Origin of the sequence: Prochlorococcus marinus XMU1404 (assembly GCF_017696175.1) — a bacterium.
Classification (GTDB): Bacteria; Cyanobacteriota; Cyanobacteriia; order PCC-6307; family Cyanobiaceae; genus Prochlorococcus_A; species Prochlorococcus_A marinus_X.
This window is the reverse complement of sequence record NZ_JAAORE010000001.1, coordinates 387092-412962: the sequence shown is the minus strand read 5'-3', so window position 1 is coordinate 412962 and position 25871 is coordinate 387092. Positions and strand designations below refer to the sequence as shown.

Annotated in this window: 29 protein-coding genes; 13 read left to right on the top strand and 16 right to left on the bottom strand. The window is 31.5% G+C overall.

Features of this window, described 5'->3' with window-relative positions; translation table 11 throughout:
• Nucleotides 1-52: 52 nt before the first annotated feature.
• Complete coding sequence (gene lepA, locus HA144_RS02355; RefSeq protein ID WP_209042082.1) at nt 53-1861, bottom strand: translation elongation factor 4; 1809 nt, start codon at nt 1859-1861, stop codon at nt 53-55.
• A 55-nt stretch (nt 1862-1916) separates the two neighbouring features.
• Nucleotides 1917-3413, bottom strand: a complete 1497-nt coding sequence (locus HA144_RS02350; RefSeq protein ID WP_209042080.1) for a malate:quinone oxidoreductase — start codon at nt 3411-3413, stop codon at nt 1917-1919.
• Nucleotides 3414-3483: 70 nt separating this feature from the next.
• Here HA144_RS02350 and HA144_RS02345 point away from each other — a divergent pair, with 70 nt between their 5' ends.
• Nucleotides 3484-3729, top strand: a complete 246-nt coding sequence (locus HA144_RS02345) for a NifU family protein (RefSeq protein ID WP_002805305.1) — start codon at nt 3484-3486, stop codon at nt 3727-3729.
• A gap of 22 nt (nt 3730-3751) precedes the next feature.
• Here HA144_RS02345 and HA144_RS02340 read toward each other — a convergent pair whose 3' ends face one another.
• Nucleotides 3752-4009, bottom strand: a complete 258-nt coding sequence (locus HA144_RS02340) for a hypothetical protein (protein WP_209042078.1) — start codon at nt 4007-4009, stop codon at nt 3752-3754.
• A gap of 255 nt (nt 4010-4264) precedes the next feature.
• On the opposite strand from HA144_RS02340, the gene HA144_RS02335 reads away from it, so the two are divergent.
• The 4 genes from HA144_RS02335 to HA144_RS02320 all read left to right on the top strand — a co-directional run bounded on the left by HA144_RS02335 (nt 4265) and on the right by HA144_RS02320 (nt 6791).
• Nucleotides 4265-4438 carry a DUF4278 domain-containing protein gene (locus tag HA144_RS02335; RefSeq protein ID WP_071813219.1) on the top strand — a complete coding sequence of 58 codons (174 nt, stop codon included), beginning with the start codon at nt 4265-4267 and terminating at the stop codon, nt 4436-4438.
• Between the two features lie 74 nt (nt 4439-4512).
• Complete coding sequence (locus HA144_RS02330; protein ID WP_209042549.1) at nt 4513-5307, top strand: methyltransferase domain-containing protein; 795 nt, start codon at nt 4513-4515, stop codon at nt 5305-5307.
• Nucleotides 5308-5345: 38 nt separating this feature from the next.
• Nucleotides 5346-6521 (top strand): aminotransferase class V-fold PLP-dependent enzyme, encoded by a 1176-nt coding sequence (locus HA144_RS02325; RefSeq protein ID WP_209042076.1) that lies wholly within the window; start codon nt 5346-5348, stop codon nt 6519-6521.
• Between the two features lie 87 nt (nt 6522-6608).
• Entirely contained in the window at nt 6609-6791 is a 183-nt protein-coding gene (locus HA144_RS02320; protein ID WP_209042074.1) for a hypothetical protein, read from the top strand.
• A 115-nt stretch (nt 6792-6906) separates the two neighbouring features.
• On the opposite strand, the gene HA144_RS02315 is transcribed toward HA144_RS02320, so the two are convergent.
• From HA144_RS02315 to yidD, 4 genes are all read right to left on the bottom strand, one after another.
• The gene (locus tag HA144_RS02315; RefSeq protein ID WP_209042072.1) at nt 6907-7611 is read right to left on the bottom strand and encodes an SDR family NAD(P)-dependent oxidoreductase; all 705 of its coding nucleotides are present in this window, start codon (nt 7609-7611) and stop codon (nt 6907-6909) included.
• A gap of 80 nt (nt 7612-7691) precedes the next feature.
• Nucleotides 7692-9227, bottom strand: a complete 1536-nt coding sequence (locus HA144_RS02310) for a UDP-N-acetylmuramoyl-L-alanyl-D-glutamate--2,6-diaminopimelate ligase (protein ID WP_209042070.1) — start codon at nt 9225-9227, stop codon at nt 7692-7694.
• Nucleotides 9228-9236: 9 nt separating this feature from the next.
• Entirely contained in the window at nt 9237-9539 is a 303-nt protein-coding gene (locus HA144_RS02305) for a glutaredoxin family protein (protein ID WP_209042068.1), read from the bottom strand.
• A gap of 4 nt (nt 9540-9543) precedes the next feature.
• Entirely contained in the window at nt 9544-9780 is a 237-nt protein-coding gene (gene yidD / locus HA144_RS02300; protein WP_209042066.1) for a membrane protein insertion efficiency factor YidD, read from the bottom strand.
• Nucleotides 9781-9876: 96 nt separating this feature from the next.
• Here yidD and rpsD point away from each other — a divergent pair, with 96 nt between their 5' ends.
• The 4 genes from rpsD (at nt 9877) to cysK (ending at nt 14268) form a co-directional block, all read left to right on the top strand.
• Complete coding sequence (rpsD, locus tag HA144_RS02295) at nt 9877-10485, top strand: 30S ribosomal protein S4 (RefSeq protein ID WP_209042063.1); 609 nt, start codon at nt 9877-9879, stop codon at nt 10483-10485.
• Between the two features lie 75 nt (nt 10486-10560).
• Nucleotides 10561-11724 carry a trans-sulfuration enzyme family protein gene (locus HA144_RS02290; RefSeq protein WP_209042061.1) on the top strand — a complete coding sequence of 388 codons (1164 nt, stop codon included), beginning with the start codon at nt 10561-10563 and terminating at the stop codon, nt 11722-11724.
• 3 nt (nt 11725-11727) lie between these two features.
• A complete protein-coding gene (locus tag HA144_RS02285; RefSeq protein WP_209042059.1) occupies nt 11728-13197 on the top strand; it encodes a PLP-dependent transferase in 1470 nt (489 codons plus the stop codon).
• A gap of 84 nt (nt 13198-13281) precedes the next feature.
• Entirely contained in the window at nt 13282-14268 is a 987-nt protein-coding gene (gene cysK, locus HA144_RS02280; RefSeq protein WP_209042057.1) for a cysteine synthase A, read from the top strand.
• Here the strand turns inward: cysK and queA are convergent.
• The 5 genes from queA to lipB all read right to left on the bottom strand — a co-directional run bounded on the left by queA (nt 14258) and on the right by lipB (nt 20089).
• Nucleotides 14258-15394 (bottom strand): tRNA preQ1(34) S-adenosylmethionine ribosyltransferase-isomerase QueA, encoded by a 1137-nt coding sequence (gene queA / locus HA144_RS02275; protein WP_209042055.1) that lies wholly within the window; start codon nt 15392-15394, stop codon nt 14258-14260. The genes cysK and queA overlap by 11 nt on opposite strands.
• A gap of 6 nt (nt 15395-15400) precedes the next feature.
• Nucleotides 15401-16768: a dihydrolipoamide acetyltransferase family protein gene (locus tag HA144_RS02270; RefSeq protein ID WP_209042053.1), complete on the bottom strand. Its 1368-nt coding sequence runs from the start codon at nt 16766-16768 to the stop codon at nt 15401-15403.
• Nucleotides 16769-16985: 217 nt separating this feature from the next.
• A complete protein-coding gene (locus tag HA144_RS02265) occupies nt 16986-17429 on the bottom strand; it encodes a YlqD family protein (RefSeq protein WP_025922184.1) in 444 nt (147 codons plus the stop codon).
• Between the two features lie 38 nt (nt 17430-17467).
• Nucleotides 17468-19411: an AMP-binding protein gene (locus tag HA144_RS02260; RefSeq protein ID WP_209042051.1), complete on the bottom strand. Its 1944-nt coding sequence runs from the start codon at nt 19409-19411 to the stop codon at nt 17468-17470.
• 27 nt (nt 19412-19438) lie between these two features.
• Nucleotides 19439-20089, bottom strand: a complete 651-nt coding sequence (gene lipB / locus HA144_RS02255; RefSeq protein WP_209042049.1) for a lipoyl(octanoyl) transferase LipB — start codon at nt 20087-20089, stop codon at nt 19439-19441.
• A 44-nt stretch (nt 20090-20133) separates the two neighbouring features.
• Here lipB and hpf point away from each other — a divergent pair, with 44 nt between their 5' ends.
• The 4 genes from hpf to HA144_RS02235 all read left to right on the top strand — a co-directional run bounded on the left by hpf (nt 20134) and on the right by HA144_RS02235 (nt 23423).
• Nucleotides 20134-20718, top strand: a complete 585-nt coding sequence (hpf, locus tag HA144_RS02250; RefSeq protein WP_209042046.1) for a ribosome hibernation-promoting factor, HPF/YfiA family — start codon at nt 20134-20136, stop codon at nt 20716-20718.
• 7 nt (nt 20719-20725) lie between these two features.
• Entirely contained in the window at nt 20726-21385 is a 660-nt protein-coding gene (locus HA144_RS02245) for a 2-deoxyribose-5-phosphate aldolase (protein WP_209042044.1), read from the top strand.
• Entirely contained in the window at nt 21386-22171 is a 786-nt protein-coding gene (gene recO, locus HA144_RS02240; protein ID WP_209042042.1) for a DNA repair protein RecO, read from the top strand.
• 85 nt (nt 22172-22256) lie between these two features.
• Nucleotides 22257-23423, top strand: a complete 1167-nt coding sequence (locus tag HA144_RS02235; RefSeq protein ID WP_209042040.1) for a glycosyltransferase family 4 protein — start codon at nt 22257-22259, stop codon at nt 23421-23423.
• Here the strand turns inward: HA144_RS02235 and proC are convergent.
• The 4 genes from proC to HA144_RS02215 form a co-directional block, all read right to left on the bottom strand.
• Nucleotides 23420-24232 carry a pyrroline-5-carboxylate reductase gene (proC, locus tag HA144_RS02230; RefSeq protein WP_209042038.1) on the bottom strand — a complete coding sequence of 271 codons (813 nt, stop codon included), beginning with the start codon at nt 24230-24232 and terminating at the stop codon, nt 23420-23422. The genes HA144_RS02235 and proC overlap by 4 nt on opposite strands.
• Nucleotides 24233-24239: 7 nt before the next feature.
• Nucleotides 24240-24815, bottom strand: a complete 576-nt coding sequence (locus HA144_RS02225; RefSeq protein WP_209042036.1) for a cell division protein SepF — start codon at nt 24813-24815, stop codon at nt 24240-24242.
• 150 nt (nt 24816-24965) lie between these two features.
• Complete coding sequence (locus HA144_RS02220) at nt 24966-25601, bottom strand: YggS family pyridoxal phosphate-dependent enzyme (RefSeq protein ID WP_209042034.1); 636 nt, start codon at nt 25599-25601, stop codon at nt 24966-24968.
• Nucleotides 25602-25604: 3 nt separating this feature from the next.
• Entirely contained in the window at nt 25605-25871 is a 267-nt protein-coding gene (locus HA144_RS02215) for a PII-interacting protein PipX family protein (protein ID WP_209042032.1), read from the bottom strand.

The following is a 25871-nucleotide window of genomic DNA, read 5'->3' as shown; positions in this document are numbered from 1 at the left end:
TATACCTAATTCTTTTAAAAATAAATAGCTATAAATTTTAAATTAAAAAAAATTACTGGTTTAATTTTAGGACTGCCATAAAAGCTTCTTGAGGAACTTCAACTTTTCCCATTGCCTTCATCCTCTTTTTACCTTTGGCTTGTTTCTTTAAAAGTTTCTTTTTCCTAGAAATATCTCCTCCGTAACATTTAGATAAAACATCTTTTCGCAATGCACTGATACTTTCACTTGCAATAATCCTGCTACCGATTGATGCTTGAATAGGTATTTTAAATTGTTGTTTTGGAATTAGTTCTTTTAATTTCTCAACTAAACTTCTGCCAATTCCATAAGCCTTATCTTTATGAACAATAGAAGTTAATGGATCTGCTCTTTCTGAATTTATTAGAACATCTAATCTAACAAGGTCATTCTTTCTGTAGCCAATCAAATGATATTCCATTGATGCATAACCTTGGGTTCTACTTTTCATTTGATCAAAGAAATCTGTAACTACTTCTGCTAATGGAATTTCATAAATCAAAGTAACTCGATCTGTTGTTATGTATTTCATATCTATAAATACTCCCCTTCTTTCCTGACATAAACCCATTAGTGTTCCATTAAATTCATTGGGAGCATAAATTTCCATTTTCACGTAAGGCTCTTCTATTGATTCTCTAAGTTGTGGATCAGGAATTGTAGAAGGATTATCAATAAAGATATATTCCTGCTGATTTAAATTAACCTTATAGATAACTGATGGTGCCGTTACGATTAGATCCAAGTCATATTCTCTTTCTAATCTTTCTTGAACAATCTCCATATGAAGAAGTCCTAGGAATCCGCACCTAAATCCGAAGCCCATTGCGCTACTGGTTTCGGGCTCATATTTTAATGCAGCATCAGATAATTGTAATTTTTCTAGTGATACTCTTAAATCTGGGAATTGATCAGCATCAGTCGGGAATAAGCCACAAAAAACCATGGGATTTGCTGTCTTATAACCAGGCAAAGGGTCATTGGCAGGTGAATTTAAAAGAGTAATTGTATCTCCCACTCTCGCATCAGCAACTGATTTTATAGAAGCAGCTAAATAACCAACTTCTCCTGCATGTAATTCATCAACTTGCTGCTGATCAGGTGCCATTATTCCTATCTCATCAAGTTCATAATTTTTATTACTCGCCATTAATAATATCTTTTCTCTCTTATTAAGAGACCCAGATATCACCCTGAAATAAACAATGACTCCTCTGTACGGATCATAATAAGAATCAAAAATGAGTGCCTTTGTAGGTAGTTTAATTTCGTCTTGAGGAGGAGGTACTCTTCTTACGATTGCTTCCAAAATATCTTTAATACCAACTCCAGTTTTTGCTGAACAATTTATTGCATTAGATGTATCAAGTCCAATAATTTCCTCTATTTCTTGCTTTATTTTTTCTGCATCAGCACCTGGTAAATCAACTTTATTTAAGACAGGAATTATTTCAAGATTATTTTCTAAGGCAAGATAAACATTAGCTAAGGTTTGAGCTTCTACTCCTTGACTCGCATCAACAACTAGTAAAGCACCTTCACAAGCTTGAAGAGATCTACTAACCTCATAAGAGAAATCAACATGCCCTGGAGTATCTATTAAGTTCAAAACATATTCTTCAGAATCGTCAGCTTTATATTTCATCCTAGCGGCCTGTAACTTGATAGTAATTCCTCTCTCTCTTTCAAGATCCATACTGTCTAAATATTGTTCTTGCATATCCCTTTGCTGCACAGTACCAGTATCTTGGAGCAACCTATCTGCAAGAGTAGATTTACCATGATCAATATGAGCGATTATGCAGAAATTTCTAATTTTTGAAACCGATATATCAGTCATATAGAAAGAAAAATTCTCCTCTTATTACATCTTGATTAATACTAGCTAATTAGAATTATGGATGGAAACCAAAAATGGAATTATTTCTTTTTTTGATGTCTTTTATGGTGGTACTGTAATTTTCAGAGAATGATATTTCTGGATAAATTAAGTCATTTATTTTTTTCTGAAGATTATGCTTATCGTTTAAAAATAAAACAGATTTTTGTAGAACCTCAACCATAATTGAAACCGCAGTACTTGCTCCTGGAGAAGCTCCTAGCAAAGCAGATAATGATCCATCAGATGAATTTACTATCTCTGTTCCAAATTTCAAAGAACCACCACCTTCAGTTTTTTTAATTATTTGGACTCTTTGACCAGCATTCTTTAAATACCAATCAGAAGGATTAGCTGATGGCATCATGTTCTTTAAATTCTCAACTCTTGAGTTATGGTTCTTTAATGATTGTGATATTAGGTAATTAATTAAATCGTTGTTCTTGAAACCAACGTCTAACATAGAAAAAATATTATTCTTTTTAATTGAACTAAATAAGTCAAAGTATGAACTTTGCTTTAGAAATTTTGTTGTAAATCCAGCAAAAGGTCCATATAAAAGAAGTTTTTTATTATCAATCCATCTGGTGTCTAAATGAGGCACAGACATTGGTGGCGATCCAATATCAGCTTTACCATAAACTTTTGAGTTATGTTTTTCTGTTAGATCTTTTTTCTCGCAAATAAGCCATTTCCCACTAACAGGAAATCCACCATAACTCTTTGCTTCTGGAATTTTCGATTTTTGCAAATAATTAATTGTTTTTCCACCAGCACCAAGAAAAACATAGCCAGTTCTAATTGAAGTTTTTCTACCCTCTGAACTAATTTCTAGTTCCCATTTTTTTTTATCAATTTTCTTTAAATCTACTAATTCTGTTTTATATCTGATTTCAATATTTTTATTTATGGAAACTAATGACAAATACTCTTTTGTGAGGGCCTCAAAATTAATATCTGTTCCTCTACCTATTTTGGTAGCAGCAATTTTAGTAAATGGATTCCTATCTTTTGTTATCAGAGGAGCCCATGATGAAATTTCATCAAAAGATGTAGAAAATTCCATATCAATAAATTCAGGATTTTCGGTCATTTTCTGAAATCTTTTTTTTAAAAAAGAAATATTATCCTGACCAGACACAAAGCTAATGTGAGGAATAAATTTCAAAAACTTTTTAATATCAATTTTCCCTGCTTCATACAATGAGGCCCATAAAGACATAGATCTTTCAAAAGAACGATTTATTGAGAGCGCTTTATCTATTTTTATATTTCCTTTTTCATCTAAAGGGGTATAGTTTAATTCGCAATTAGCAGCATGTCCTGTACCTGCATTATTAAAAGCGCCAGTACTTTCACTTCCCGGAGCATTTAATTTTTCTATAATAAGTAACTTTGTATCTGGTAAAACTTCTGAAATTAGGAGGGCTAAAGTACTGCTCATTATCCCTGCTCCTACTAACACTGCATCAAAGTAGCTATTGTCATTGGTGGGATTTTTAAATGAAGTCACAACAGAAAATTATCTTTTTTGCAATTAATCAAATTTCTTTCTAGGCTTATTATAAAGTTAATACAAAATTATGAGTACTGAAACACTCTCGCTGACAAACGAAAATGTAGAAAAAGTCCTTGACGAGCTAAGACCTTTTTTAATATCTGATGGAGGTAATGTAGAGATTGCAGAAATAGATGGTCCAATTGTCAAAGTCAGACTTCAAGGGGCATGTGGTAGTTGCCCAAGTAGTACTATGACTCTCAAAATGGGTATTGAAAGAAAGTTAAAAGAAATGATTCCTGAAATTAGCGAAGTTGTACAGGTTTTATAAAAATTTTTAACTGAAAAATATATTACTTAGTTTTTAATTCCTTCAACAAAGATGATTCCATATCAAGGCAATCAATTGGAAGTCCTTGCCCAATAGCGATTAAAAGAGGCGCAAGAATTCCTAGAGTAAAAACTAAATTTGATTGGTTTACATCATATTTACTCAAAGTAAAAGTTATCAAATAAATAATTGAAAAATATGCATGTAGTGAAAAGAATTCTTTTGGCTTTAGAACTGGCCACCTTAAAGTATTTCCCAAGAAATATAAAAAACCTGTCATAAATAAATAGTTACATGAAGATTAAACCAAATATAAACATAATCCTTTTTAGAGACTATTTATAAAAAAATTTACCTAAGATAATAATTAAAAAAATATTAAATCTTCGTTTCTATTTGTAAAAGCTAGACATCCTTAGGAAAATACGCTTATAATAATTTGGTAGCTATTGCTACTTTTTCGTTCACCCTCACTTGAGGGCGCAGTTCGAGTCATACCATGGAACGGGGGATGGCCGTGTTGTCACATCGAAACATGACTACTTTAACTTACAGAGGTAAAAACTACGTTCAAAACAAAGAAGCTGCTAAAAAGCAACTTGTTGAACTTACCTACAGAAGAAACGTATACACCAACAGAATGGATGACGCTTCTTCAAGTAATGAAAAAGCAGAATTAAATTACAGAGGTGTTAATTACACTAAATAATTTAATTTTTTTAAAAAACCCCTTTTTCAGGGGCTTTTTTTTTGGCTATATTTATCAAGAGATCTTTAAAAAATATGTCTGAAAGTTGCTGTAATACAAACACATCGAATAAAGCATCTAATCAATTCGATCATAAAGATGCGATTCAAGAAAGATATGGGTCAGCCGCACTAGAAAAAGAAAGTTGTCTTTGTACACCAGTTGGGTTTAATCCAGTTTTACTTGAAGCAATTCCTCAAGAGGTTATAGAAAGAGACTATGGATGTGGTGATCCAACAAAATATGTTCAAAAAAATGATATTGTCTTAGATCTTGGAAGTGGTAGCGGCAAAAATGCTTTTATTTGTGCCCAAATTGTTGAGAAAGAAGGGAAAGTTATTGGTGTTGATCAGAATCCTGACATGCTTTCTTTATCTAGATCAGCCTCTAAAGAAGTTTCAAAAAATATAGGTTTCAACAATACAGAATTTCTTGAAGGATCAATTGAAAAACTTGATGAATTAGATAAAGATTTAAATCCATTAATCGCCGACAAATCAGTTGATATTATTTTAAGTAATTGCGTTTTAAACTTGGTAAGTCCAGAATCTAGAAATAACCTTCTAAGAAATATAAAAAGAGTTTTAAAAGATAATGGAAGAATTGCAATTAGCGATATTGTCTCTAACAAAAAAGTTCCTTTAAGATTGCAAAATGATCATGATCTATGGACAGGATGTATTAGTGGAGCATGGTATGAGCCAGAGTTTATAAGTGATTTTAAAGAAATTGGTTTTAAAAATTTAGAATTTGCAGAAAGGAGTGCTGAACCTTGGAAAGTAATTGAGGATATTGAATTTAGAACAGTAACTTTAGTAGGCAATATTTAAAAAAATTCAAGAGTTAAAAAATATAATTTAAATTTTCCATGAGAAATAATCTAAGAGATCAAATACCAGCATTAAAAAATAAGTATTATTTCAACTATGGTGGACAAGGACCATTACCAAAATCTTCTTTAGAAGCAATTGTTAAAACTTGGGAAATTATCCAAGATTTAGGACCATTTACCAATGATATGTGGCCTTTTATTTATAAAGAAATATTGACCACAAAAAGAATCATTGCGCAAAAATTAGGTGTGAATTCAAAGAATATAGCTCTAACCGAGAATATCTCTTCTGGAATGATTTTGCCTTTTTGGGGAATAAAAGTAGAAGAGGGAGAAGAGTTGTTAATAAGTGACTGTGAACATCCTGGCGTAGTAGCTGCAAGTCGAGAATTTTGCAGAAGAAATAAATTAATATTCAAAGTTTTGCCAATCCAAAAAATTAAAAATCTAAACGACGAAAATGTAATTTTAGAGATTTTAAAAAATCTAAATAGTAAGACTAAGATCCTAATTATTTCTCATATCTTATGGAACTTTGGATATAAAGTTCCATTAAAACAAATTTCCATCGAATTAAAAAATAATCGAGAGAATTCTTATCTACTTGTTGATGGTGCTCAAACCTTTGGGCACATAAAAATTGAAGAAGAAGTTTTTTATTCTGATTTATACTCAATAACTTCTCATAAATGGGCATGTGGTCCAGAAGGACTTGGAGCTATTTATGTCTCAGATAGATTTATTCATGAAACAGATCCAACAATAATTGGTTGGAAATCATTAAAAGAAGAACAAGGCATCTATGAGCCTTCAGATAATCTTTTTCATGATGATGCAAGGAAGTTTGAAGTAGCTACCTCTTGTATTCCTTTACTTGCAGGGCTGCGTAATTCTTTAGATCTTTTGAATAAAGACTGCAATGAAAAAGAAAAAAACAAACATATTAAAAAATTAAGTGAAAAACTTTGGGATGAATTAAATCAATTAAAGGGAGTTGAATTAGTTTTAGAAAAAAAATATTTAAATGGGATTGTTAGTTTTAATCTCGAAAATATTGAAGATAAGGATGAATTTGTGAAGAAACTTGGAGAAAAGAAAATTTGGATAAGAGTTTTAGAAGATCCAAAATGGTTTAGAGCATGCGTACATCAAATGACTACAGAAGCTGAGATTGATTTACTTTCTAAGGAAATTAAAAAAATTATAAATTAAATAATTAGAAATTTTTTGATGAAAGGTACTTGCATTTCAAGAAAATAAAGAGAATATAAAGAGAATACAAAGAAAATGGCGATTCAAATGGAATCAATTAAAACCCCAAAAAGAATTATTAAGAAACAGCTTAAAAATGTTAATAAAGCAATTATTGAAATTGCAGAAATGAAATTTAAAAATATTGAAGAAAAAGAAGAAAAATTAGATGCGCTTTTTTTTTTAAAGAATCAAATATTGAGGAAGGCCGAGAAGTTAGAAATTAAATAACTAAATAATTTAAGAAAGGTTATCTTTAAGAAATAAATTTATTTTTTTCTTAATAACTTCTTAACTCAATAATCTGTATCAATAAGCTTTATTTATTATGAAGATAAAATTTGATTTACCAGGGAATTTCTGAGCTGTCCCATGCAACAAATTTTCCACTAGATGCTGGAGTTTGATTTTTAATAATATTGATCAAGAATTGGGAAGATTTTTCTTTACTAAATAATTTATGTTCTGGAACAAATTTATGAAAAGGTCTAGATAGATCAGTATCTACTGTCCCTGGATGAAGCAATGTGATAGTAGCCTTTGGGAAACGTCTAGCCCATTCAATACTTAAAGATTTAAAAAACTGATTTTGCGCAGATTTTGCAGCTCTATATGAATACCAACCTCCAGTTTGATTATCTCCAATGCTGCCCACTCTTGCACTTATACTTGCAAAATTAAAATCAAAATCTTTTGGTATAAATTCTTCAATCGCTTTAGCTAATAAAATAGGAGAAAAGGCATTTATTGAAAAACTTTCCATCATATTTTTTTTATCAAGATGTTGTAATCTTTTTTCTGGTTGAAGCGAATCACTATGAAGTCTACCTGTAGCATTAACAACTAGCCTTAATTTTGAAGGATGATTTGATATTTTATTTTTCAACTGCAAAAGGGATTGAGAATCCTCTATATCTAATTCCCAAAAAGAATTAAATTCACTCTTTCTTCCACACAAAACGACATCTAAGCCTTTTTCACTTTCATTCAGATCTTTAGCTATTTGTGTTCCAATTCCACCTGCGCCTACAACTAAGGCTAAGCCTTTCATTTCATTAAAAATAACTCCATTGATTTTAAGAAACTTTTCTTGTGATTTGCGTAAAGATCTTTAAATTTGATTAGGAAATTTTATTGAGATTTACTTTTTTCTTTTAATAATTTATAAGCTATTTTTCTATCATCAAAATTAATAACTTTATCATTGAGAATTTGGTAGTCTTCATGCCCTTTTCCTGCAATTAAAACAATATCTTCTTTATTGGCAAATTTAATAGATTCATTTATTGCTTTAAATCTATCAATCTCAATTGTTATTTTTTCTCTTCTTTTTATACCCATCAAAATATCATTTACTATCTTTTGAGGTTCTTCTGATCTTGGATTATCTGAAGTTATAAAAAGTTGATCAGAAAACTCTTCAGCTATTGATCCCATTAAAGGCCTTTTACTACGGTCTCGATCTCCGCCACAGCCAAAAACAGTTATGAGTTTTCCTTCACAAAGTTTTTTAACTGATTGCAAAACTTTTTTTAATCCATCAGGAGTGTGGGCATAATCAACAATTACTGTTGGAAGTGATCTTAAAACAACATCATTATCAATTTGTATTTTCTCCATTCTCCCAGGAGCACCTGGGAAAGAATGTATTAACTTTGATAGATCTTTTAAAGAAAAATTAAGTTTATACAAAATTGTTATTGCTTGAATCGCATTCATTAAATTAAATTCACCGACAAGTGGAACAAAAAGTTTAATTTTTTCTCTAGGTGTATGAAAAATACAGGTGGAACCACTAGAAGTAAATTTTTTCTCTGTTACGAAAAAAAAATCATCATTTTCAAATTCACTGTCAGTAATCTTTGTCGAGACTAATGAAGATACTTTTTCAAGATCAGATGATAATTTAGATATCCAAGGGTCATCATGATTTAATACACAAATTCCATCTTTTTCTTTTAAATAAGGTGGGAAAAATAATTTTCTTTTTGTTTGAAAATATGATTCCATATCTAAGTGATAATCAAGATGATCTTGAGTTAAATTAGTAAAAATAGCGGCTTCAAATTCGCAGCCTGATATCCTGTTTTGAGCAATAGAATGAGAACTTACTTCTAATATCGCGAATTCAGATTCTGCCTCAACAGCAGCATTTAATTTCTTTTGAAGTTTATCCGCGAAATCAGTTGTATGAGAAGCTACCTCAGAGAAGCCAGGCCATCTATTGAACAAGGTCCCAAATAATGCAGTCTTTTTTCCTAATTTTTTTAAAAGATATTCCAGTAAAAAAGTAATTGTCGTTTTTCCATTTGTACCCGTAACACCAATAAGTTTTATTTTTCTTGAAGGCCTATTCCAAAACTCAGCGACTATTTGACCAAAAATATAATCTAAATTTTTCTCTATAACCAAAATCTTTTCTTGATCAAAACATCCAATTTTCTCTTTTGCAACAGGCCCAATAATGGCAGCCTCCGCGCCATTTTCAATTGCCTCAATACAATATTTCCCTCCATCAACATTTAAACCTGGCATACCTAAAAATAAAGTTCCCTTTTGTACTTCTTTAGAGTTAAAAGAAATATTATTAATTTCATGATCGATTAAATCTAATGAAGGGATAATTCCTACCAAATCTAAAAGTTTATGTAATTTTATAGATCTCATATAAAAAAATTATTTCTCCAGAATGGTACTAATATTTTTTTGAAACCAATTCTTTAATTGATCATCTTTTAATCTTGGAGAAATACGAGGCAATTCTATAAACTCCTCGGACCTAATTCCTTCAAGAGCAATAACGGGTACTTCATAATCATATTTTTTATATTTATCTTTATATAAATCGACCCTATCAATATCAATTTCTTTAAGCTCCTCTAGATTAGGGAATAACTCATTAAGATTTATTTTTGCCAGTTTGTTTTTTAATGAATCACAAAGGCAACATCCCTGCCTAACAAAAATAAATATTTTCATTCATTTAGTCAGGCACAGGGTCACATCCGCAGGGGGTTAAAGGATGACATCTGCTTAATCTTCTTAAAGTTAACCACCCTCCCTTCCAAGGACCATGTCTAGTAATTGCCTCATATCCATAAGAGCTGCAACTTGGAATAAATCTGCATCTTGGTCCGAAAAAAGGAGAAAAACACTTTTGATAAAATGAAATCATAAAAAGAAGTATAGAAGTAATTGATTTATTAATAGTTTTGAACACTTTAATGATGTAAAATAATAATTCTAGTAATAATTTAGTTTAATTGAATTTAATCAATTATCCAATTTATTGCAAATTTCTATTTAATTAAAAATTATGTCAAGATACCGCGGCCCCAGATTAAGGGTTACGCGTCGCTTGGGAGAACTACCAGGTCTCACCAGGAAAGCTTCAAAGAAGTCTAATCCTCCAGGTCAGCACGGCCAAGCCCGTCGCAAGCGATCAGAATATGCAATTCGTCTAGAAGAAAAGCAGAAACTTAGGTTTAATTACGGAGTTTCTGAAAAACAACTAGTACGTTATGTAAAAAAAGCTAGAGCTCAAGAAGGATCTACAGGAACTAACCTACTAAGACTTTTAGAAAACAGACTTGATAATATTTGTTTTAGATTAGGTTTTGGAGGTACCATTCCAGGCTCAAGACAGTTAGTAAATCATGGCCATGTAACCGTTAATGGAAAGGTTCTTGATATTGCCGGTTATCAATGCAAATCAGGCGATGTAATCGGAATTAAAGAAAAAAAAGCAAGCAAAAAACTTGTAGAAGGTAATATAGAATTCCCTGGTTTAGCAAATGTCCCACCTCATCTTGATTTAGACAAACCTAAATTATCGGGAAAAATCAATGGGAAATGCGATAGAGAGTGGGTGGCTCTTGAAATAAACGAACTACTAGTTGTTGAATATTATTCAAGAAAAGTTTAATACTGCTTTTCTTTGGATTATTAAATCTCTCAATTTTTAAAAGAGAGTTTTAATTTAATTCTTATTTTTAAAATAATGGGAAATAAGGAAAATAATATAAAAAAGCCAGGTTTTAAGACCTTATCTATTCACCATGGGGAAACATTTGCAGAAGAAACTGGATGCGTTATGCCTCCTATTTTTTCTACATCTACTTTCAAACATGGAAATAAAGATAATTTCGACTACACAAGATCAGGCAATCCAAACTTTAGAATTCTAGAAAGCGTCCTTAAATCAATAGAAGATTCTAAATACTGTACAGTTTTTGGATCTGGAATTAGCGCGGTAACTGCAATTTCATCAACACTAAAATCAGGTGACAGGATACTCTGCGAGTCAAATCTCTATGGTTGTACAGTGAGGATGTTCGAAAAAGTTTTCAAGAAATTTGGACTAGAAGTTTTATACACAGATTTTACAAACGAAAATAATATCGAAAAGATTTCATACTTCGAGCCAACCTTGATATGGCTAGAAAGTCCAACTAATCCACTTTTGAAGGTACTTGATATTAAGGCGATTTGTGATGAAGCGAATAAACTACAAATCCCAGTAGTTGTGGACAACACCTTTTCTACGGCACTTATTCAAAAACCATTGGACCTTGGGGCGACACTATCACTCGTAAGTACAACAAAATTCATTAATGGACATAGTGATGCGCTTGGTGGAGCAGTACTGACAAATAATGAGGTATGGAATAGTAAGATGCTTTTCTCTCAAAAAGCTCTAGGGCTTCAACCATCTCCTTTTGATAGTTGGCTCATTACGAGAGGAGTAAAAACTCTTCCTTTAAGAATCGAACAACAAACGCAAAGTGCAAAATTAATTTCTGAAGAATTAGAGAATCATAAAATAATTAGTAAAGTAATTTATCCTTTTAATGAAAAACATCCGCAATTTAATTTAGCAAAATCGCAAATGAGATCTGGAGGTTCGATGATCACCATAAAATTAAATCTTAAAAAAGAGGATACTTTTAAATTTTGCAAATCTCTCAAATATTTCTCTCTAGCAGAAAGCCTTGGAGGAGTTGAAAGTTTAATTTGTCACCCCGCAACAATGACTCATGCTTCTGTTGATGATGAAACAAAAAATCTTTTAGGGATAGATGATGCTCTTGTCAGATTATCGATTGGATGTGAAGAAACAAACGATTTAATCTCAGACATATTATTTGCTTTAAATAAATTCTGAAAATTGAGAGATTTACTTAAAAACCCTATATGGAAAAATTTAGAGTTGGGATATTCTATTCCTGATAGTATTCATGCTGTTTCTGTAGCATTACCAACTTGGAATGATGTAATAAATTACGAGGAAAAAAATCAAGAATGTATGAATTTATTGAAGTCCATTTACCCAAGATTCGGGCTAAACCCCATAGTGAAAAGATTATGCGAAAAAGTAAAAAAGGAAAATTACTACAACAATAAAAGTATCTGGCCATATCCTAATGAAAGCATAGCTTTTAAAGCCAAAAAATACATTGATAGAAATACTTCTGAACAATTCTCATTAATAGAAAAAAGAGATAATTTAGCTCTCTTAATAACTGAAAAAGAAGGAAGTATTTATGCAAAATCTTTTTGGCAACATACTGGTCTTGGCATATCTTCAAGGGCTGCTGCTATAGAACTAGGTCTTGAAGATTGTCCTCCAAAATCTTACGTAAATGAATGTTCTCAAAGAATAAAAAATAGAATTTCTAAATCTACAAAAATTAACTCTAATGATATTCACTTAACTTCATCTGGAATGTCTGCATTGCATACATCATTGGAAATCATATATAAATTATTTCCAGCTAAACCAACACTCCAAATTGGTTTTCCATATGTAGATGTACTTAAATTACCAATGAATATCTTTCATGGAGCCAAGTTAATTACAGAAGAAAATTGCGAGGATATTGAATTAGAAATCAAAAGAATAAATCCATCAGCATTAATTATTGAACTACCGAGTAATCCAATGCTCAAATGTGTAAACATTAAAAAAATTTCAAAAATAGCAAAAAAGTTAAATATTCCCTTAATTGTTGACGATACAATTGGTTCAAATTTAAATATAAATTCCCTAGAACATGCAGATATAGTTTTTACTTCACTTACAAAAATTTTTTCAGGTAGTGGTGATATTCTTGCCGGATCATTAATACTAAATCCAAAAAGCAAATGGATTGATCAATTTAGAAATGCATTAAACGAGATTAATCTTCCAACACTTTCCGATGGAGATACAGTTTATCTAGAGAAAGTTAGTAGAGATGTAAATCAAAGAGTTTTTGAACAAAATAAATCATGTTTAGAATTAAAAAAAAGATTAGAGACCCATAGCGAGATTAAAAATATTTTCCATCCTGAAAATTGTCCAAATTTTAATTCTTTGCTCACTTCTGATGGAGGATATGGCTGCTTATTATCGTTTGAATTAAATGGAGGATTGAACAAAGCTAAGAAATTTTATGATTCTCTACAAGTATCTAAAGGACCTAGTTTAGGTACAAAATTTACTCTAGTTTGTCCTTATGTTTTACTAGCTCATTATGACGAGTTGGATTGGGCTGAAAGTTTTGGTATACCTTCGCACCTTATTAGAGTATCAGTTGGATTAGAAGACCAAGATCAATTATGGAAAAGCTTTTCTGAAGCACTAAATAATTTCTAAATTCCTAGTATTTACCGTATAGAAACTTATATACTCTTTTTCTGAATAATAGTTAGTATTAATATATATTTTCTCAATATATAAATGGCAAAAATTTATGAGGACAACAGTTTTGCTATTGGAAACACTCCATTAGTAAAATTAAAATCAGTTACTAAAAACGCGAAAGCTACAGTACTTGCAAAAATTGAAGGTAGAAACCCTGCTTATAGTGTCAAATGTAGGATTGGCGCAAACATGATCTGGGATGCAGAGAAAAGTGGGAAGCTTACAAAAGACAAAACTATTGTTGAGCCAACTTCTGGAAATACAGGAATTGCTCTAGCTTTTACTGCTTCAGCAAGAGGTTATAAACTAATCCTTACAATGCCAGAATCCATGTCAATTGAAAGAAGAAGGGTAATGGCAGTATTGGGTGCTGAAATTGTATTAACAGAGGCATCTAAAGGTATGCCTGGAGCAATAGCTAAGGCTAAAGAAATTGCAGAAAGTAATCCTTCTCGATATTTCATGCCAGGTCAATTTGATAATCCAGCAAACCCTGAAATTCACTTCAAAACTACTGGACCAGAAATCTGGGATGATTGCGATGGTGAAATTGATGTTTTAGTGGCAGGGGTTGGAACTGGTGGCACAATTACAGGAGTTTCAAGATACATTAAGCAAGAAAAGGGTAAAAATATTACTTCTGTAGCTGTAGAACCCTCTCATAGTCCTGTTATTACTCAGACAATGAATGGGGAAGAGGTTAAATCTGGGCCACATAAAATTCAAGGTATTGGAGCAGGATTTATTCCTAAGAACCTTGACTTATCAATTGTTGATAAAGTCGAACAGGTAACAAATGACGAGTCAATCGAGATGGCTCTTAGATTAGCTAAAGAGGAAGGTCTACTAGTTGGAATATCTTGCGGAGCTGCTGCTGCTGCTGCTGTTAGATTAGCTGAACAAGATGAATATGCGGGTAAAACTATCGTAGTTGTTCTACCTGATTTAGCAGAGAGGTATTTATCATCAATTATGTTTACTGAAGTTCCAAGCGGAATCATTCAAGAACCAGTCAAAGCCTAAATCTATTTTTCTCCAGTAATGAATCTGGTGAAATATACATAGCATCGCCATAAGAGAAAAATCTAAATTTTTCTTTTATGGCTTTTTTATACAAATTTAATAATCTTTCTCTACCAATCATTGCACTTACTAATAGTAATAATGAACTTTTAGGAAGATGAAAATTAGTTAATAACCCATCAACTACCTTAAATTCATAACCAGGCTTAATTACTAAATCCACGTATTTCGCTATGGGAATAAAGTCATTAATTTCGTGAGAATAACAACTTTCAAGAGCTCTTACGCTAGTTGTCCCAATAGCAATAATTCTTCTATCTGTTTTTTTTATTCTTTTAATTTCCTCCACTACTTCCTTATTAACACTTACCCATTCTTTATGAAGTTTTAAGTCACTTAGATCTTCTTGATCAATTGGTTTGAATGTTCCATAGCCCACGTGCAAAGTTATCGGTAAAATTATTACTCCTTTTTTTTTTAAATTGGAAAGAAGACTTTTGCTTAAGTGTAAACCAGCAGTTGGCGCGGCAACGGCCCCTGGATTAGTTGCATACTCAGTTTGATAACTATTCTCATGAAAAGATTCTTCTTCGGAATTTTTTATATAAGGCGGTAGAGGTATTTCCCCGTATTTATCAAGAAGGTCATTCATTGAATTGAGATCAATTATATTTTCAGGAAATTTAATAAATCTCCCTCCAGTTTCTTCATCAACCCCATCAACCATCAAATTAATATCTTGTGCAGAAGGAAATTTTAAAATTATTTTTCTATTTATTTTTAACTTTTTCGCTGGCTTTGCCAAACATAACCAAACACATTCATGGGATCTTTCTAAGACTAGTAATTCGACTAAAGTCCTATTTTCTAATTCAACCTTTAACCTTGCCTTCATTACTTTAGTATTATTTACAACCACAAGATCGCCTTTTCTAAATTCATCTAAAAGATTCTTGGTAAATTTATTAGTTAAGCAATTCTCTTCTAAAACACTATTTCTAACTATCATCAATCTTGATTCATGCCTTATTGCAGAAGGTTTACTAGCAATTAATGAAGGATCTAGAAAGTAATCATAAGCTTCAAGCTTATAATCTCTTCCTTCATTATTAATTTGAGAAATCAATTAAATTTAAGATACAAGTGTCTCTGGCTCATTTTCAATCAGGTAGGCCAAGTCTTTCAAGAATGAAGCACCATCAGCTCCATAGATAACTCTGTGATCAGCTGTAAGATTTACCTGCATTATTTTTTTAACAGATATTGAACCATCACTATTAGCTGCAACAGTTGGTTTCGATGACGCTATCGCTAAGATCGCACCGGTTCCTGGGGGTAGTATTGCGTCAAATCTATCAACACCAAACATACCAAGGTTAGATAAGGTAAATGTTCCCGTTGAGTATTCATCTGGTTCTAATTGTTTTGATCTCGATCTTTTTACGAGATCTTTCCATTCCCTAGATAATTCAAATAAATCAGTATTGCATGGTTCTTTTAATACTGGAGTTATTAGTCCCCCATCTTCCATCGCAACAGCAACAGCAATATTTATATTTTCTGGATAAGAAATTCCATTTTCTGAAAAGCTTGAGTTAACTTGAGGGTGTTTCTTTAATGTCTTCGCAACTGCCTTTACAAGTAAAGCAGTCATAGTCACTCCGTTCTCTTTTACCTTTTTGTAGAAATTATCTAATTTATCTGTATTAATAGAGTAACCCACCCTAAAACATGGAACATCTAAACTAGATTCCATATTTTTATTTACCGCTTTTTGAAGAGTATTAAATTGAACTGTTTCTCCAGGATTACCAAAACTATGTCCTGAAGTTTCTAGTTTACTTTCAACTCCCAAATTTGCACCAGGAATACTTGCAGGAGAATCACCTTCGCCTATCCATGGTATAGAGACAGGTTGGCCATTAGCTTTTAAAATATCATCGGCTTGAATCCTTCCGTGAGGGCCAGATCCATGAACCTTTGCTAAATCAACACCCATTTGAGAGGCTAGTTTTTTAGCTCTTGGAGATGCAATTATCCTCGAAGAAACATTACTTGTAGCGGCATTAATTTGATCAGTATTAAAAGATGGTAAAGGCTTTTCACTCTTTAAGACGACTTCTTCAGCTTCTTTATTAATATTTTCAGTCTGGACTACTGGTTTTTCTTTGGTTTTATTGCTTACCAATTCAAGTTGGTCAGAACTAGAGACTTCGGGTTGATTCCCTTTATTTTGTTCTTGAACAGAAGCTATCTCATCCTCATTTTCTACAATGAGTCCAATAGTTTCTCCAACAGGTGCAGTGCTGCCGGCAGGCATTAAAACTGCTGCAAGATATCCATCTTGAAAAGATTCAACATCCATATCTGCCTTGTCAGATTCAACAACCAGGACAGATTCGCCTCTTTCAACCTTATCTCCCGGATTTTTCAACCATTCCACAATCTTGCCCTCCGTCATAGTAGAACTCAAGGCAGGCATGAATATTTCGTGAGACATAAGAAAATTGTTATTGCATAAGTTTTAAGGGATTTTTACCAAACTTTCAAAAGTTTTTATGATTAAGAACCCTTTTAACTCTTGATCTAATTATACGAAATCATGCTCACAGTGGGAACTCTTAAAACTTAAGAAAGTAATAATTTAGATCGATAAGAATTTAAAACTTTTGCAATTAAAATTTACTTATTTTTATAAAAAATACTAAATCTTTCCTTTAATTATTATCTATAGATTGAATAACTCCATCTTTAACGGTAATCGAGACTTGCATTTTTTCAATAAGATTGTCGCCCACAGTGACATCACAGAAACTATCCACTTGCCCTTGATCAACAATTTCGTCCATTTTTAATTCGCGAACTTGACTCTGTTGTTGAAGTAGATTTCTTTTTTGTTCTTCAATTTCATTTCGTTTTGCTGCGACTTGTTGTTGCACCTGACTAACCTGTTCTTGAACTCTTGGATCTAGAGGGTTAACCGATTGAGATCTAATGTTATTTACTATTTGCTGCCCCTCTTGCTCAAGTTGAGATAATTGCTGGTCAATGTTTGAAATTGCTTTACTTAATTCTTTTTCAGCATCTTCCTTCCAAGTTGGAGTAACTATAGCTTTAATAGCTATTGAGCGCTTTATAGATATTGAGTTTTTTGTTTCCATAAAAAGTTAAATTACCTTTTCAATATAGAAAGAACAAATCAATTTTTCTTACTAAATTTCTGTTCATACATATTTTCTATTTGTAATAAATACTTTTTTTCTATTTCTTTTCTTTTTTGTTTAAGAGTTTGCGTCAACAAGCCATTTTCTAAAGTAAAGGCATCAACAAAATAACAATCTAATATTTGTTCTTCTGATCTTGCTCCTAATCGACTTTTAAGCAAATTATTAATTTGTGATTTAAAAAATGTTCCAATATTCTTATTTAGGTTTAATTTTGAAAGGTCTCCTTCCAAAAACTTGTTTTTAACCAATTCGACATTAGGCACTACAAGGGCTGTTAAACATTTCTTATCTTGTCCTACTAGTTGAATTTGATTAATAAATTCAGAACTAAGGATTTCGGTCTCCAGCGGATTCGGTTCTATATTTTCACCACTTGATAGCACTATTGTATCCTTGGCTCTTCCTGTTATAAAAAGGGAACCATTTGGTATTAGAAAACCTAAATCACCAGTATCAAACCAACCATCCTTGGATAAAACATCTTTTGTAGCTAATTCATTATTAAGATAACCTTTCATTACTTGTGGCCCCTTAACAAGAATTTTTCCGACTTCTCTGAAATTCAGAATCTTTTTTTTCTCATCATTCACTATTTTGATTTCAGTAAATGCTAAAGGCTGACCGGATGATCCTCTAACATTTAATTCTCTTCTCCTACAAGTTAATACTGGACTAGTTTCTGTGAGTCCATATCCCACCAAAACATCTACACCTAAAGATTCAAAAAAAAGATCCACATGTTCTGGCAATGCACCTCCGCCGTTAATGGGAAATTTCAGTTTTTCTCCGCATAGTTGTCTAAGAATATTCGGCCATAAAAAAATAGTAGACAATTTATGTAAAGGATATCGGCTAATAACAGAAACCATTAAGGGGATTTTTGATTTAAAGGTTATTTGATTGATATCTAAATTTCTTATCTTTCTTAGACTTCTTTTAAAAACTGAACTATTACTTATCAACAACTTAATAAGTTTTTGCTTTTTGGAAGGCATTTTTTTCAACGCCTGAAAAAAACCATCATGTATTGCCTCCCATAGTCTTGGTACAGTAGCCATGACAACAGGTTTTATTTGTGTAATATCATCTTTAAGGAATTTAGGAATTGTATAGTATTGAGAACAACCACATGAAAAAAAGAAGTATTCAGCACTCCTCTCATAAGAATGCCATATAGGCAATACGCTTAATACAGCGGTCCCAGGTTCTGGATCAGCGATATAGGCTAAATTGATTATTTGATGTAAAAAATTTGCATGAGTCAACGGGACACCTTTAGGTTTTCCTGTCGTCCCAGAAGTGTAAAGAATAGTAGCGACATCATCAATTTTTGGATTAAATTTTTCAAGATTATTACTTTGTGAATTTTCTTTTTCTGATGCACTTATAAATTGATTCCAACTTATTAAACTTTCAAATTGTTCATCTTCTAAATTAATTACAAATTTCAGTCTTTTTTTTAATTCTTCTTTGTTTTTTAACTTTAGCCAAATCTCCTTAGATTGAACTATTAGACCTACTGAATTAGAGTGTTCAATAATATAATCTAATTCTACTGAAGGAGAATTAATACCTCTCACTGCATTTATAGCTCCTAAACGCATTAAGCCTTGATCTACTACTAGCCATCTTGGAGAATTTTCAGATATTACAGTAACTACATCCCCCTTTGCTAAACCATAATTTTTAAAAGAAAAAGAGACTTTTGTTATTAAATCAGCCAGCTCAGAATAAGAAATTTTTTCTTTGTATTTTCCTCTTAAATCGCAAACAGCTAAGGTATCACCACATTTAAATTTTAATTTTTCCCAAATTTGATCTATATGATTAAGGTTCTTAATAAAATCTCTATTTTTAGCAAATTTATCTTTTTTAGAGAGAGGTTTGGCTGAAGGCCAATACGCTAAATCACCCATACTAAATTGATTTTGAAATTTTAATTTCTATTTTGATACAAAATCAAAATTAAATTCTTCCTTAATGATTTTTTTAACAATTCTCTTGACTTCATGAATATTTAAATTTTTGTTGTAATCAATCATATTTGCCATAAGACAATTTTCTATTCCACAAGGAACAATTTTATTAAAGTTTTCTAATTCGCAGTCAATATTGATTGAAAATCCATTTATTGTAATCCATCTTTTACAACCAATGCCAATTGAAGCAATTTTCTTATTTCCTATCCAAACACCAGTAAATCCTTTTCTAGAGTGACAATTTATATTAAAAACTCCAAGAATTTTTATAATAATTTCTTCAATTTTTCTTAAATACCAATTTAAATCTTTATTAAAATTTTTCAAATCTACAACCAAATACGTTACTAATTGTCCTGGCATATGGCAAGTAACCTCACCACCTCTATCAATCTTAAAAACATCATATTTATCATCATTCAGAGAAAATAATAAATTATCATAATTAGATCCTCTACCCAACGTATAACAGAGTTGATGCTCCCCTATCCAAATAAAATCAGGGTTAGAGTTATCTAAAATCAATGCCTCCTGATATTCTTTTTGTAATTTATAAACATCATTAAAAGAAGAAATCTTATCAGGTTGTTTAATTATTGCTGTTCTATTAAGCATATTTAAGTAGATTTAGAAAGTAAGTAAATATTTTTAGATTTGTTATGAAAATTTTAATCCATGGGAAAAATCTTGAGCTCACTGGAGCATTAAAAGAATATACTGAGGCAAAGATAGAAAAAGCAACACATCACTATAAGGATATCGTTAAAGAAGCAGATATACACCTTTCAATAGAAAAGAATCCAAGAGTCTCGTTCCAAACTGCAGAAGTTACAATTTTTGCGAATGGTATTGTAATTAGAGCTGAAGAAAAAACTGAAAATCTGTACTCAAGCATTGATTTAGTTTCAAATAAACTTTGTAGAAAATTACGTAAATACAAAGAAAGAAACAATAAAACAATCCATAATAATCAATTTAAAAATAAAGAGTCTTTCCGAATTGAAAATATGGAATCAAGATTTTTAGATGAAAATTTCCTTAAAGAAGGAATAAAAGCAAGTCTGCCTGAGCCATCGATAAAAAATAAATACTTTGAAATGAATCCAATTTCATCAGAAGAAGCAAGAAAACAATTAGAACTAATTGATCATGATTTTTATGTTTTCCGAAATAAGAAAAATAATGAACTTCAAGTTATTTATAAGAGGAATCATGGAGGTTATGGACTGATTCAATCTAAATAACTTTTCAATGCCAAATATTGAATATGAATTAAACGAAAAAATTCATGCAATTATTATTAACCCATACCTAACCTGGGATGATTTCTGCACAAATTGCGACTTAATAAAAAAATATAATCTCAAGAATATTTCTACTTCACTTAATTATCTTGCTTATTTCAAGCACTATTTGGGTAATTACGACGCAAATATAAACGCACTCATTTCTTATCCTTTAGCAGATTTACCGGTTTCATTTATTGAAGAATTTGTTTATTTTGCAAAAGATAAAGGTGCAAATGGAATTGAATATATCCCAAACTTCATCAGTTTATCCAAAAGGAATTTAGAAACTTTTGCTGCTGAAATTGAGCAAGTTAAGCTATCAGGTTTACCAGTTACAATAATTATAAATAAATTAAAATTACAAGAAGAAATTTTGTACAATGCGATAGAAATATCTTTAGAACTAGGAATAAAGAATTTTCAATTCGGAGACGGTTTTGGGTCTCCTATTTCATCGAATGATGTGGCAGACATATTAAAATTGATAGGGAACCAAAATCAGATTAAAATTGTAGGTGGTATAAAAAAACTTGTCCAAGTTATTGATTTGTTCGATGCAGGAATTAATTGCGTAGGTACTTCCAATTTTTGTGAGATTTTTCAAGAAATAAAAGGTATTTGAATGTCTGGTTCTGGTGAGTTTAGATTAGAAGGTTTATGTATTAAAGCTACTCCATTAGGTGAGAATGATAGAATAATTACTATCCTTACAGATGAGCAAGGGATTGTTAGATTAGCAGTGCCTGGGGCTAGACGTCCAAAAAGTAGTCTTGCGGCAGCCACTCCCTTAACATATTTAAGTTTGCAGATTTTTGGCAAAAGAAATCTTAAATCTGTACGTCAAATTAAAATATTAAAAAGTTATTCTGGTTTAGGAAAAAATATTGAATGTCTTGCAGCCGCACAAGCAATAACTGAATTAACATTCTTATTAATAGGGAATAATGACCAACAGCAAAACTATTTAACTTGTGTTCTTGCTCATTTAGATAGAATTTATTTATATGAAGTTTCTAAAGAAGAAGATTTTAAAATCCTTTCAATTAGTATGCAATCTTTAATCCATCTTTTAGCAATCGGGGGGATTAATTTACCAATTCATCATTGTTGTAAAACGGGAGCGCCTATTATTCCCCCTTTAGGAAATTGGAAATGGAATTGTTATTATTTGCCAAGTGAAGGATTTTCAACCATCGAAGATCCCCAAAGTAATCTAAAAATTAATGCATCTGAAGTTGCTTTAATACAGAGACTGCTCTTCCCCGAATTACCAATAAAATCAAATGGAGAGTTATTGGGTCCAAAAAAAGTTTGGCTTAAAATATTATTTATTATTGAAACTTGGATCTCTACTCAACTAGAGAAAGATATATCTTCACTAAAAATGTTGAAAGAATTATATTCTTAGCATATTGATGGACCATTAACAAATTTCAAAATTATGTTCTTTGGGGCTCTTACTGTTAACTTAATAAGTAGTTAATTCAATTAATGTGGTTCATATTGCTTGGTTGGGTAAAAAATCTCCTTTTTGTGGAAATGTAACTTATGGTAATTCAACTACTGAGGAATTGAAGGCTAGAGGGCATAAAATTAGTTTTATTCATTTCGACAATCCCTCTAGTTCAAATTCATCAAAACCATTATTTCTGGCAAATGATCCTGAAGTAAGTCTCCCATACTTAATTAAGTCACAGGTTTATACAATACCCTCCCCAAGAGCAGAAAAAGAGCTAAGGCTATCACTAGAAAGATTAAAACCCGATATCGTCCATGCCAGTCTAACTTTATCCCCTTTAGACTTTAGACTACCAGAGCTTTGTAATGAAATTAATGTTCCACTTATAGGAACATTTCACCCACCATTTGATGCTAAAAATAGAAATTTAACGGCAAGTACTCAACAATTAACGTATCAACTTTATGCTCCGTCACTAGCAAAGTTTGATAAAATAATCGTTTTTTCTGAACCTCAAAAAAATGTTCTTAAGAAATTAGGAGTACCTAATGAAAAACAAATAATTATTCCAAACGGAGTTAATGAAAATATTTGGAAACCTTTTTACAAAAAAAATACAAAATATGATCAGATAAAAAATAAACTAGGAAATAAAAGAATCTTTTTATATATGGGAAGAATTGCAAATGAGAAAAATATCGAAGCACTTTTACGTTCTTGGCGCCAAATAAAAAACAATAATTGCAAATTAGTTATAGTTGGAGATGGACCAATGAAGCCAACACTTGAAAATAGTTTTTCTAACCTTAGTAAAGAGAAATTAATTTGGTGGGGTGCCGAATTAGATTTAGAAGCTAGAGTAGCAATAATGCAAATAGCAGAAGTATTTTTCTTACCAAGCTTAGTAGAAGGTTTATCATTATCACTTTTAGAGGCAATGTCTACCGGAACTGCATGTGTAGCAACAGATGCTGGGGCTGATGGTGAAGTTTTAGATAACGGGGCAGGAATAATAATTTCAACTGATAATGTGGCTGCACAACTAAAAACTATAATCCCAATTCTTGTCGAACACCCCTCATTTACCAAGGATCTTGGCCAAAAAGCTAGAGAAAGAGTACTCGAGAGGTATACAATTACTAAAAATATAAATTCTCTTGAGAAAGTTTATATGAACTTAAAAGACAATTTCAAGAACTAGCGAAACTCCTTACTTCTATTACTAGCCGAAACTATTGATTCAATTAAAGCAGACCTTATACTTTTTTTTTCTAAAACCCTTAATGCAGAAATAGTTGTTCCGCCTGGAGAGGTCACTAAATTCTTAAGCTCAGAAGTAGTTATTTTTTTTTCTTTGATTAGACTTACAGTACCTAATATCATCTCCATAACGAGTTCTTCTGAAAGTATTTTTGGTAATCCACCACTCAAACCGCCATCACTTAAAGATTCTATTATCAAAGCAATAATGGCAGGTGCTGAAGAAGTTAAAGCTAAAAATATGTCTAGGTAATCTTCAGTAAATTCGTAAATTTTACTAGTATTTTCAAATAATTTTTTTGTAAATTGTTTCTGATCTTCAGTAATTCTCTCACCCCAAGCAATTCCTGTTAAGCCCTTTCCAACAGTGATTGGAATATTTGTAACTACTCTCACACATTTATGGTTGGGAAATTTTTGATTAAGTCTATCTATTGAAACTCCAGCAAGAATTGAGACTAATAAATTATCCTTAGTTTGTATATTTTTAGCCTCACTTATATCTTTAAGATGTTGAGGTTTTATAGAGAGAAGTTTAACCTGACAATCCCAAATTATCTTTGCATCTTTAGAACTAGATTTATAGACGTTTATATTATGTTTGTATGTTTCTTTTATATTTTCTAAACTTTTTTCTGTGTTTACAACACAATAAACATTCTCTGGCTGAATTAATTTTTTATCTAATAATGGAGTTATTATAGCATTTGCAATATTTCCGAAACCAATAATCGCAATTTTATCAGTCACAGATTAATCATGAAAAAGCACTTAATTTAGAATCTCCCCATGCTGGTTCTGGAGCTGTGTTTTTTTGAAAACTATATTGTGGTGCGCTTTTTGTAGTCATATTTGAGGGAGAAGCTTCTTCAGTGAAAGAACTAGTTACGTTTACGCAACTTGGAGCAAAAAGAAATATACTTTCACCAACTCTCTCTTGATGTCCATCGATTGCGTATGTCCCTCCAGCAATAAAGTCTACCGCTCTTTGGGCTTGATCAGGATCCATCATAGTTAGATTAAGAATTACAGTTTTTCTCTCTCTTAATGCTTGAATAGCTTGAGGCATCTCATCGAAACTTCTTGGTTCCATTAAACTTACTTCTGAAGATGAATTTGAGATTCCAGGCATTCCAACAACTTTTGATGATCTATTGTTGTTCATAAATTCAAATGGATTTGTATTGGCAAGAGCTTTAGAGTTTTTCTGACTTTGCTTTAAATCATTAATATCATTTAAATCATCTTCTGATGCATAATCAAAGTCATCAAAATCATCATCGAGATACTCATCACCTGCAACAACAGCCTTTAATCTAGAAATAAGTGACACCTTTTAAATCCTCTTGAAATTGATTACTAAGGTATAAAAACCTCAAGCAATAGATTCATTTCTTAAATGAATAAACTACCTATACTTAAATAACGTTACTTGCACTTAACTGCAAGTTAATAGATAAGATTTTTATAAAAAATAACTAAATTATCCCCTATCGCCAAATATTATCGAACCTAATCTTAACCATGTTGATCCAGCTTCAATAGCTTCTTCCCAATCCCCTGACATTCCCATTGAACAATCTGGAAGTTGAAGCGAATCAGAGAGAGCGCGGCATTTTTTAAACAAGTTTAAATTTTCCTTAGAGCTTAGTTCTTTAGGATTAATAGTCATCAATCCTTTTAATGTAATATTTTTCAATTGTTTAATTTCTCTCCATTGAGTCACTAAAAGTTCAGGATTAAAACCACCTTTAGTAGGATCATCACTTAACTTGACCTGCAACATTATTGATGGATTTTTCTTCTCCTCAAATGAAATCATAGAAATCTTTTGCAACTTCTCAAATGAATCAACTGAATGAATATATTTAAAATTTTGAACTATCTTTCTTATTTTATTACTCTGTATTCTCCCGATAAAGTGCCATTTAATTTGTTTAAAGTCTTTTAAGATCAATTGCTTTTCAAATGCCTCTTGGAACTTACTCTCACCAAAATCATTCTGACCCATATTTTGAATAGTCTTGATTTCTTGACTTTTAAATCCTTTGCTTACAGCAAGTATATTTACATTTGAAGGGATTTCATTCTTAATTTTAAAATAATTTGAAAGATCCACCTTTTATAAAAAAGTTTGCGTAAATAAATTCTCCCATTTTTGCAGCTCTTCAGATCCTTTCCTCCTTGCTTTTTGAAGATTTAATTCAGCTTGATTACGAGCATCTAAATAAGGTATAACTTCAAAAAAAACTTCTCTTTGTTTAATTTCTACTAAAAAAAACATTTTTTGGGCATACAAAGTCGCATAAATATCTCTTCCATCATTTCCAGGAGAGACTTGGTACAACATGCCAAATGTTGGATGGTTTAAATAACGCTCGGAACTCAA

Bases quoted from the DNA above. Each gene is read 5' to 3' on its own strand.
- lepA (WP_209042082.1), bottom strand. From the start codon at position 1,861: ATGACTGATATATCGGTTTCAAAAATTAGAAATTTCTGCATAATCGCT.
- HA144_RS02345 (WP_002805305.1), top strand. From the start codon at position 3,484: ATGAGTACTGAAACACTCTCGCTGACAAACGAAAATGTAGAAAAAGTC.
- HA144_RS02340 (WP_209042078.1), bottom strand. From the start codon at position 4,009: ATGACAGGTTTTTTATATTTCTTGGGAAATACTTTAAGGTGGCCAGTT.
- HA144_RS02335 (WP_071813219.1), top strand. From the start codon at position 4,265: ATGACTACTTTAACTTACAGAGGTAAAAACTACGTTCAAAACAAAGAA.
- HA144_RS02330 (WP_209042549.1), top strand. From the start codon at position 4,513: ATGTCTGAAAGTTGCTGTAATACAAACACATCGAATAAAGCATCTAAT.
- HA144_RS02325 (WP_209042076.1), top strand. From the start codon at position 5,346: ATGAGAAATAATCTAAGAGATCAAATACCAGCATTAAAAAATAAGTAT.
- HA144_RS02320 (WP_209042074.1), top strand. From the start codon at position 6,609: ATGGAATCAATTAAAACCCCAAAAAGAATTATTAAGAAACAGCTTAAA.
- HA144_RS02315 (WP_209042072.1), bottom strand. From the start codon at position 7,611: ATGAAAGGCTTAGCCTTAGTTGTAGGCGCAGGTGGAATTGGAACACAA.
- HA144_RS02310 (WP_209042070.1), bottom strand. From the start codon at position 9,227: ATGAGATCTATAAAATTACATAAACTTTTAGATTTGGTAGGAATTATC.
- HA144_RS02305 (WP_209042068.1), bottom strand. From the start codon at position 9,539: ATGAAAATATTTATTTTTGTTAGGCAGGGATGTTGCCTTTGTGATTCA.
- rpsD (WP_209042063.1), top strand. From the start codon at position 9,877: ATGTCAAGATACCGCGGCCCCAGATTAAGGGTTACGCGTCGCTTGGGA.
- HA144_RS02290 (WP_209042061.1), top strand. From the start codon at position 10,561: ATGGGAAATAAGGAAAATAATATAAAAAAGCCAGGTTTTAAGACCTTA.
- cysK (WP_209042057.1), top strand. From the start codon at position 13,282: ATGGCAAAAATTTATGAGGACAACAGTTTTGCTATTGGAAACACTCCA.
- HA144_RS02270 (WP_209042053.1), bottom strand. From the start codon at position 16,768: ATGTCTCACGAAATATTCATGCCTGCCTTGAGTTCTACTATGACGGAG.
- HA144_RS02265 (WP_025922184.1), bottom strand. From the start codon at position 17,429: ATGGAAACAAAAAACTCAATATCTATAAAGCGCTCAATAGCTATTAAA.
- HA144_RS02260 (WP_209042051.1), bottom strand. From the start codon at position 19,411: ATGGGTGATTTAGCGTATTGGCCTTCAGCCAAACCTCTCTCTAAAAAA.
- lipB (WP_209042049.1), bottom strand. From the start codon at position 20,089: ATGCTTAATAGAACAGCAATAATTAAACAACCTGATAAGATTTCTTCT.
- hpf (WP_209042046.1), top strand. From the start codon at position 20,134: ATGAAAATTTTAATCCATGGGAAAAATCTTGAGCTCACTGGAGCATTA.
- HA144_RS02245 (WP_209042044.1), top strand. From the start codon at position 20,726: ATGCCAAATATTGAATATGAATTAAACGAAAAAATTCATGCAATTATT.
- recO (WP_209042042.1), top strand. From the start codon at position 21,386: ATGTCTGGTTCTGGTGAGTTTAGATTAGAAGGTTTATGTATTAAAGCT.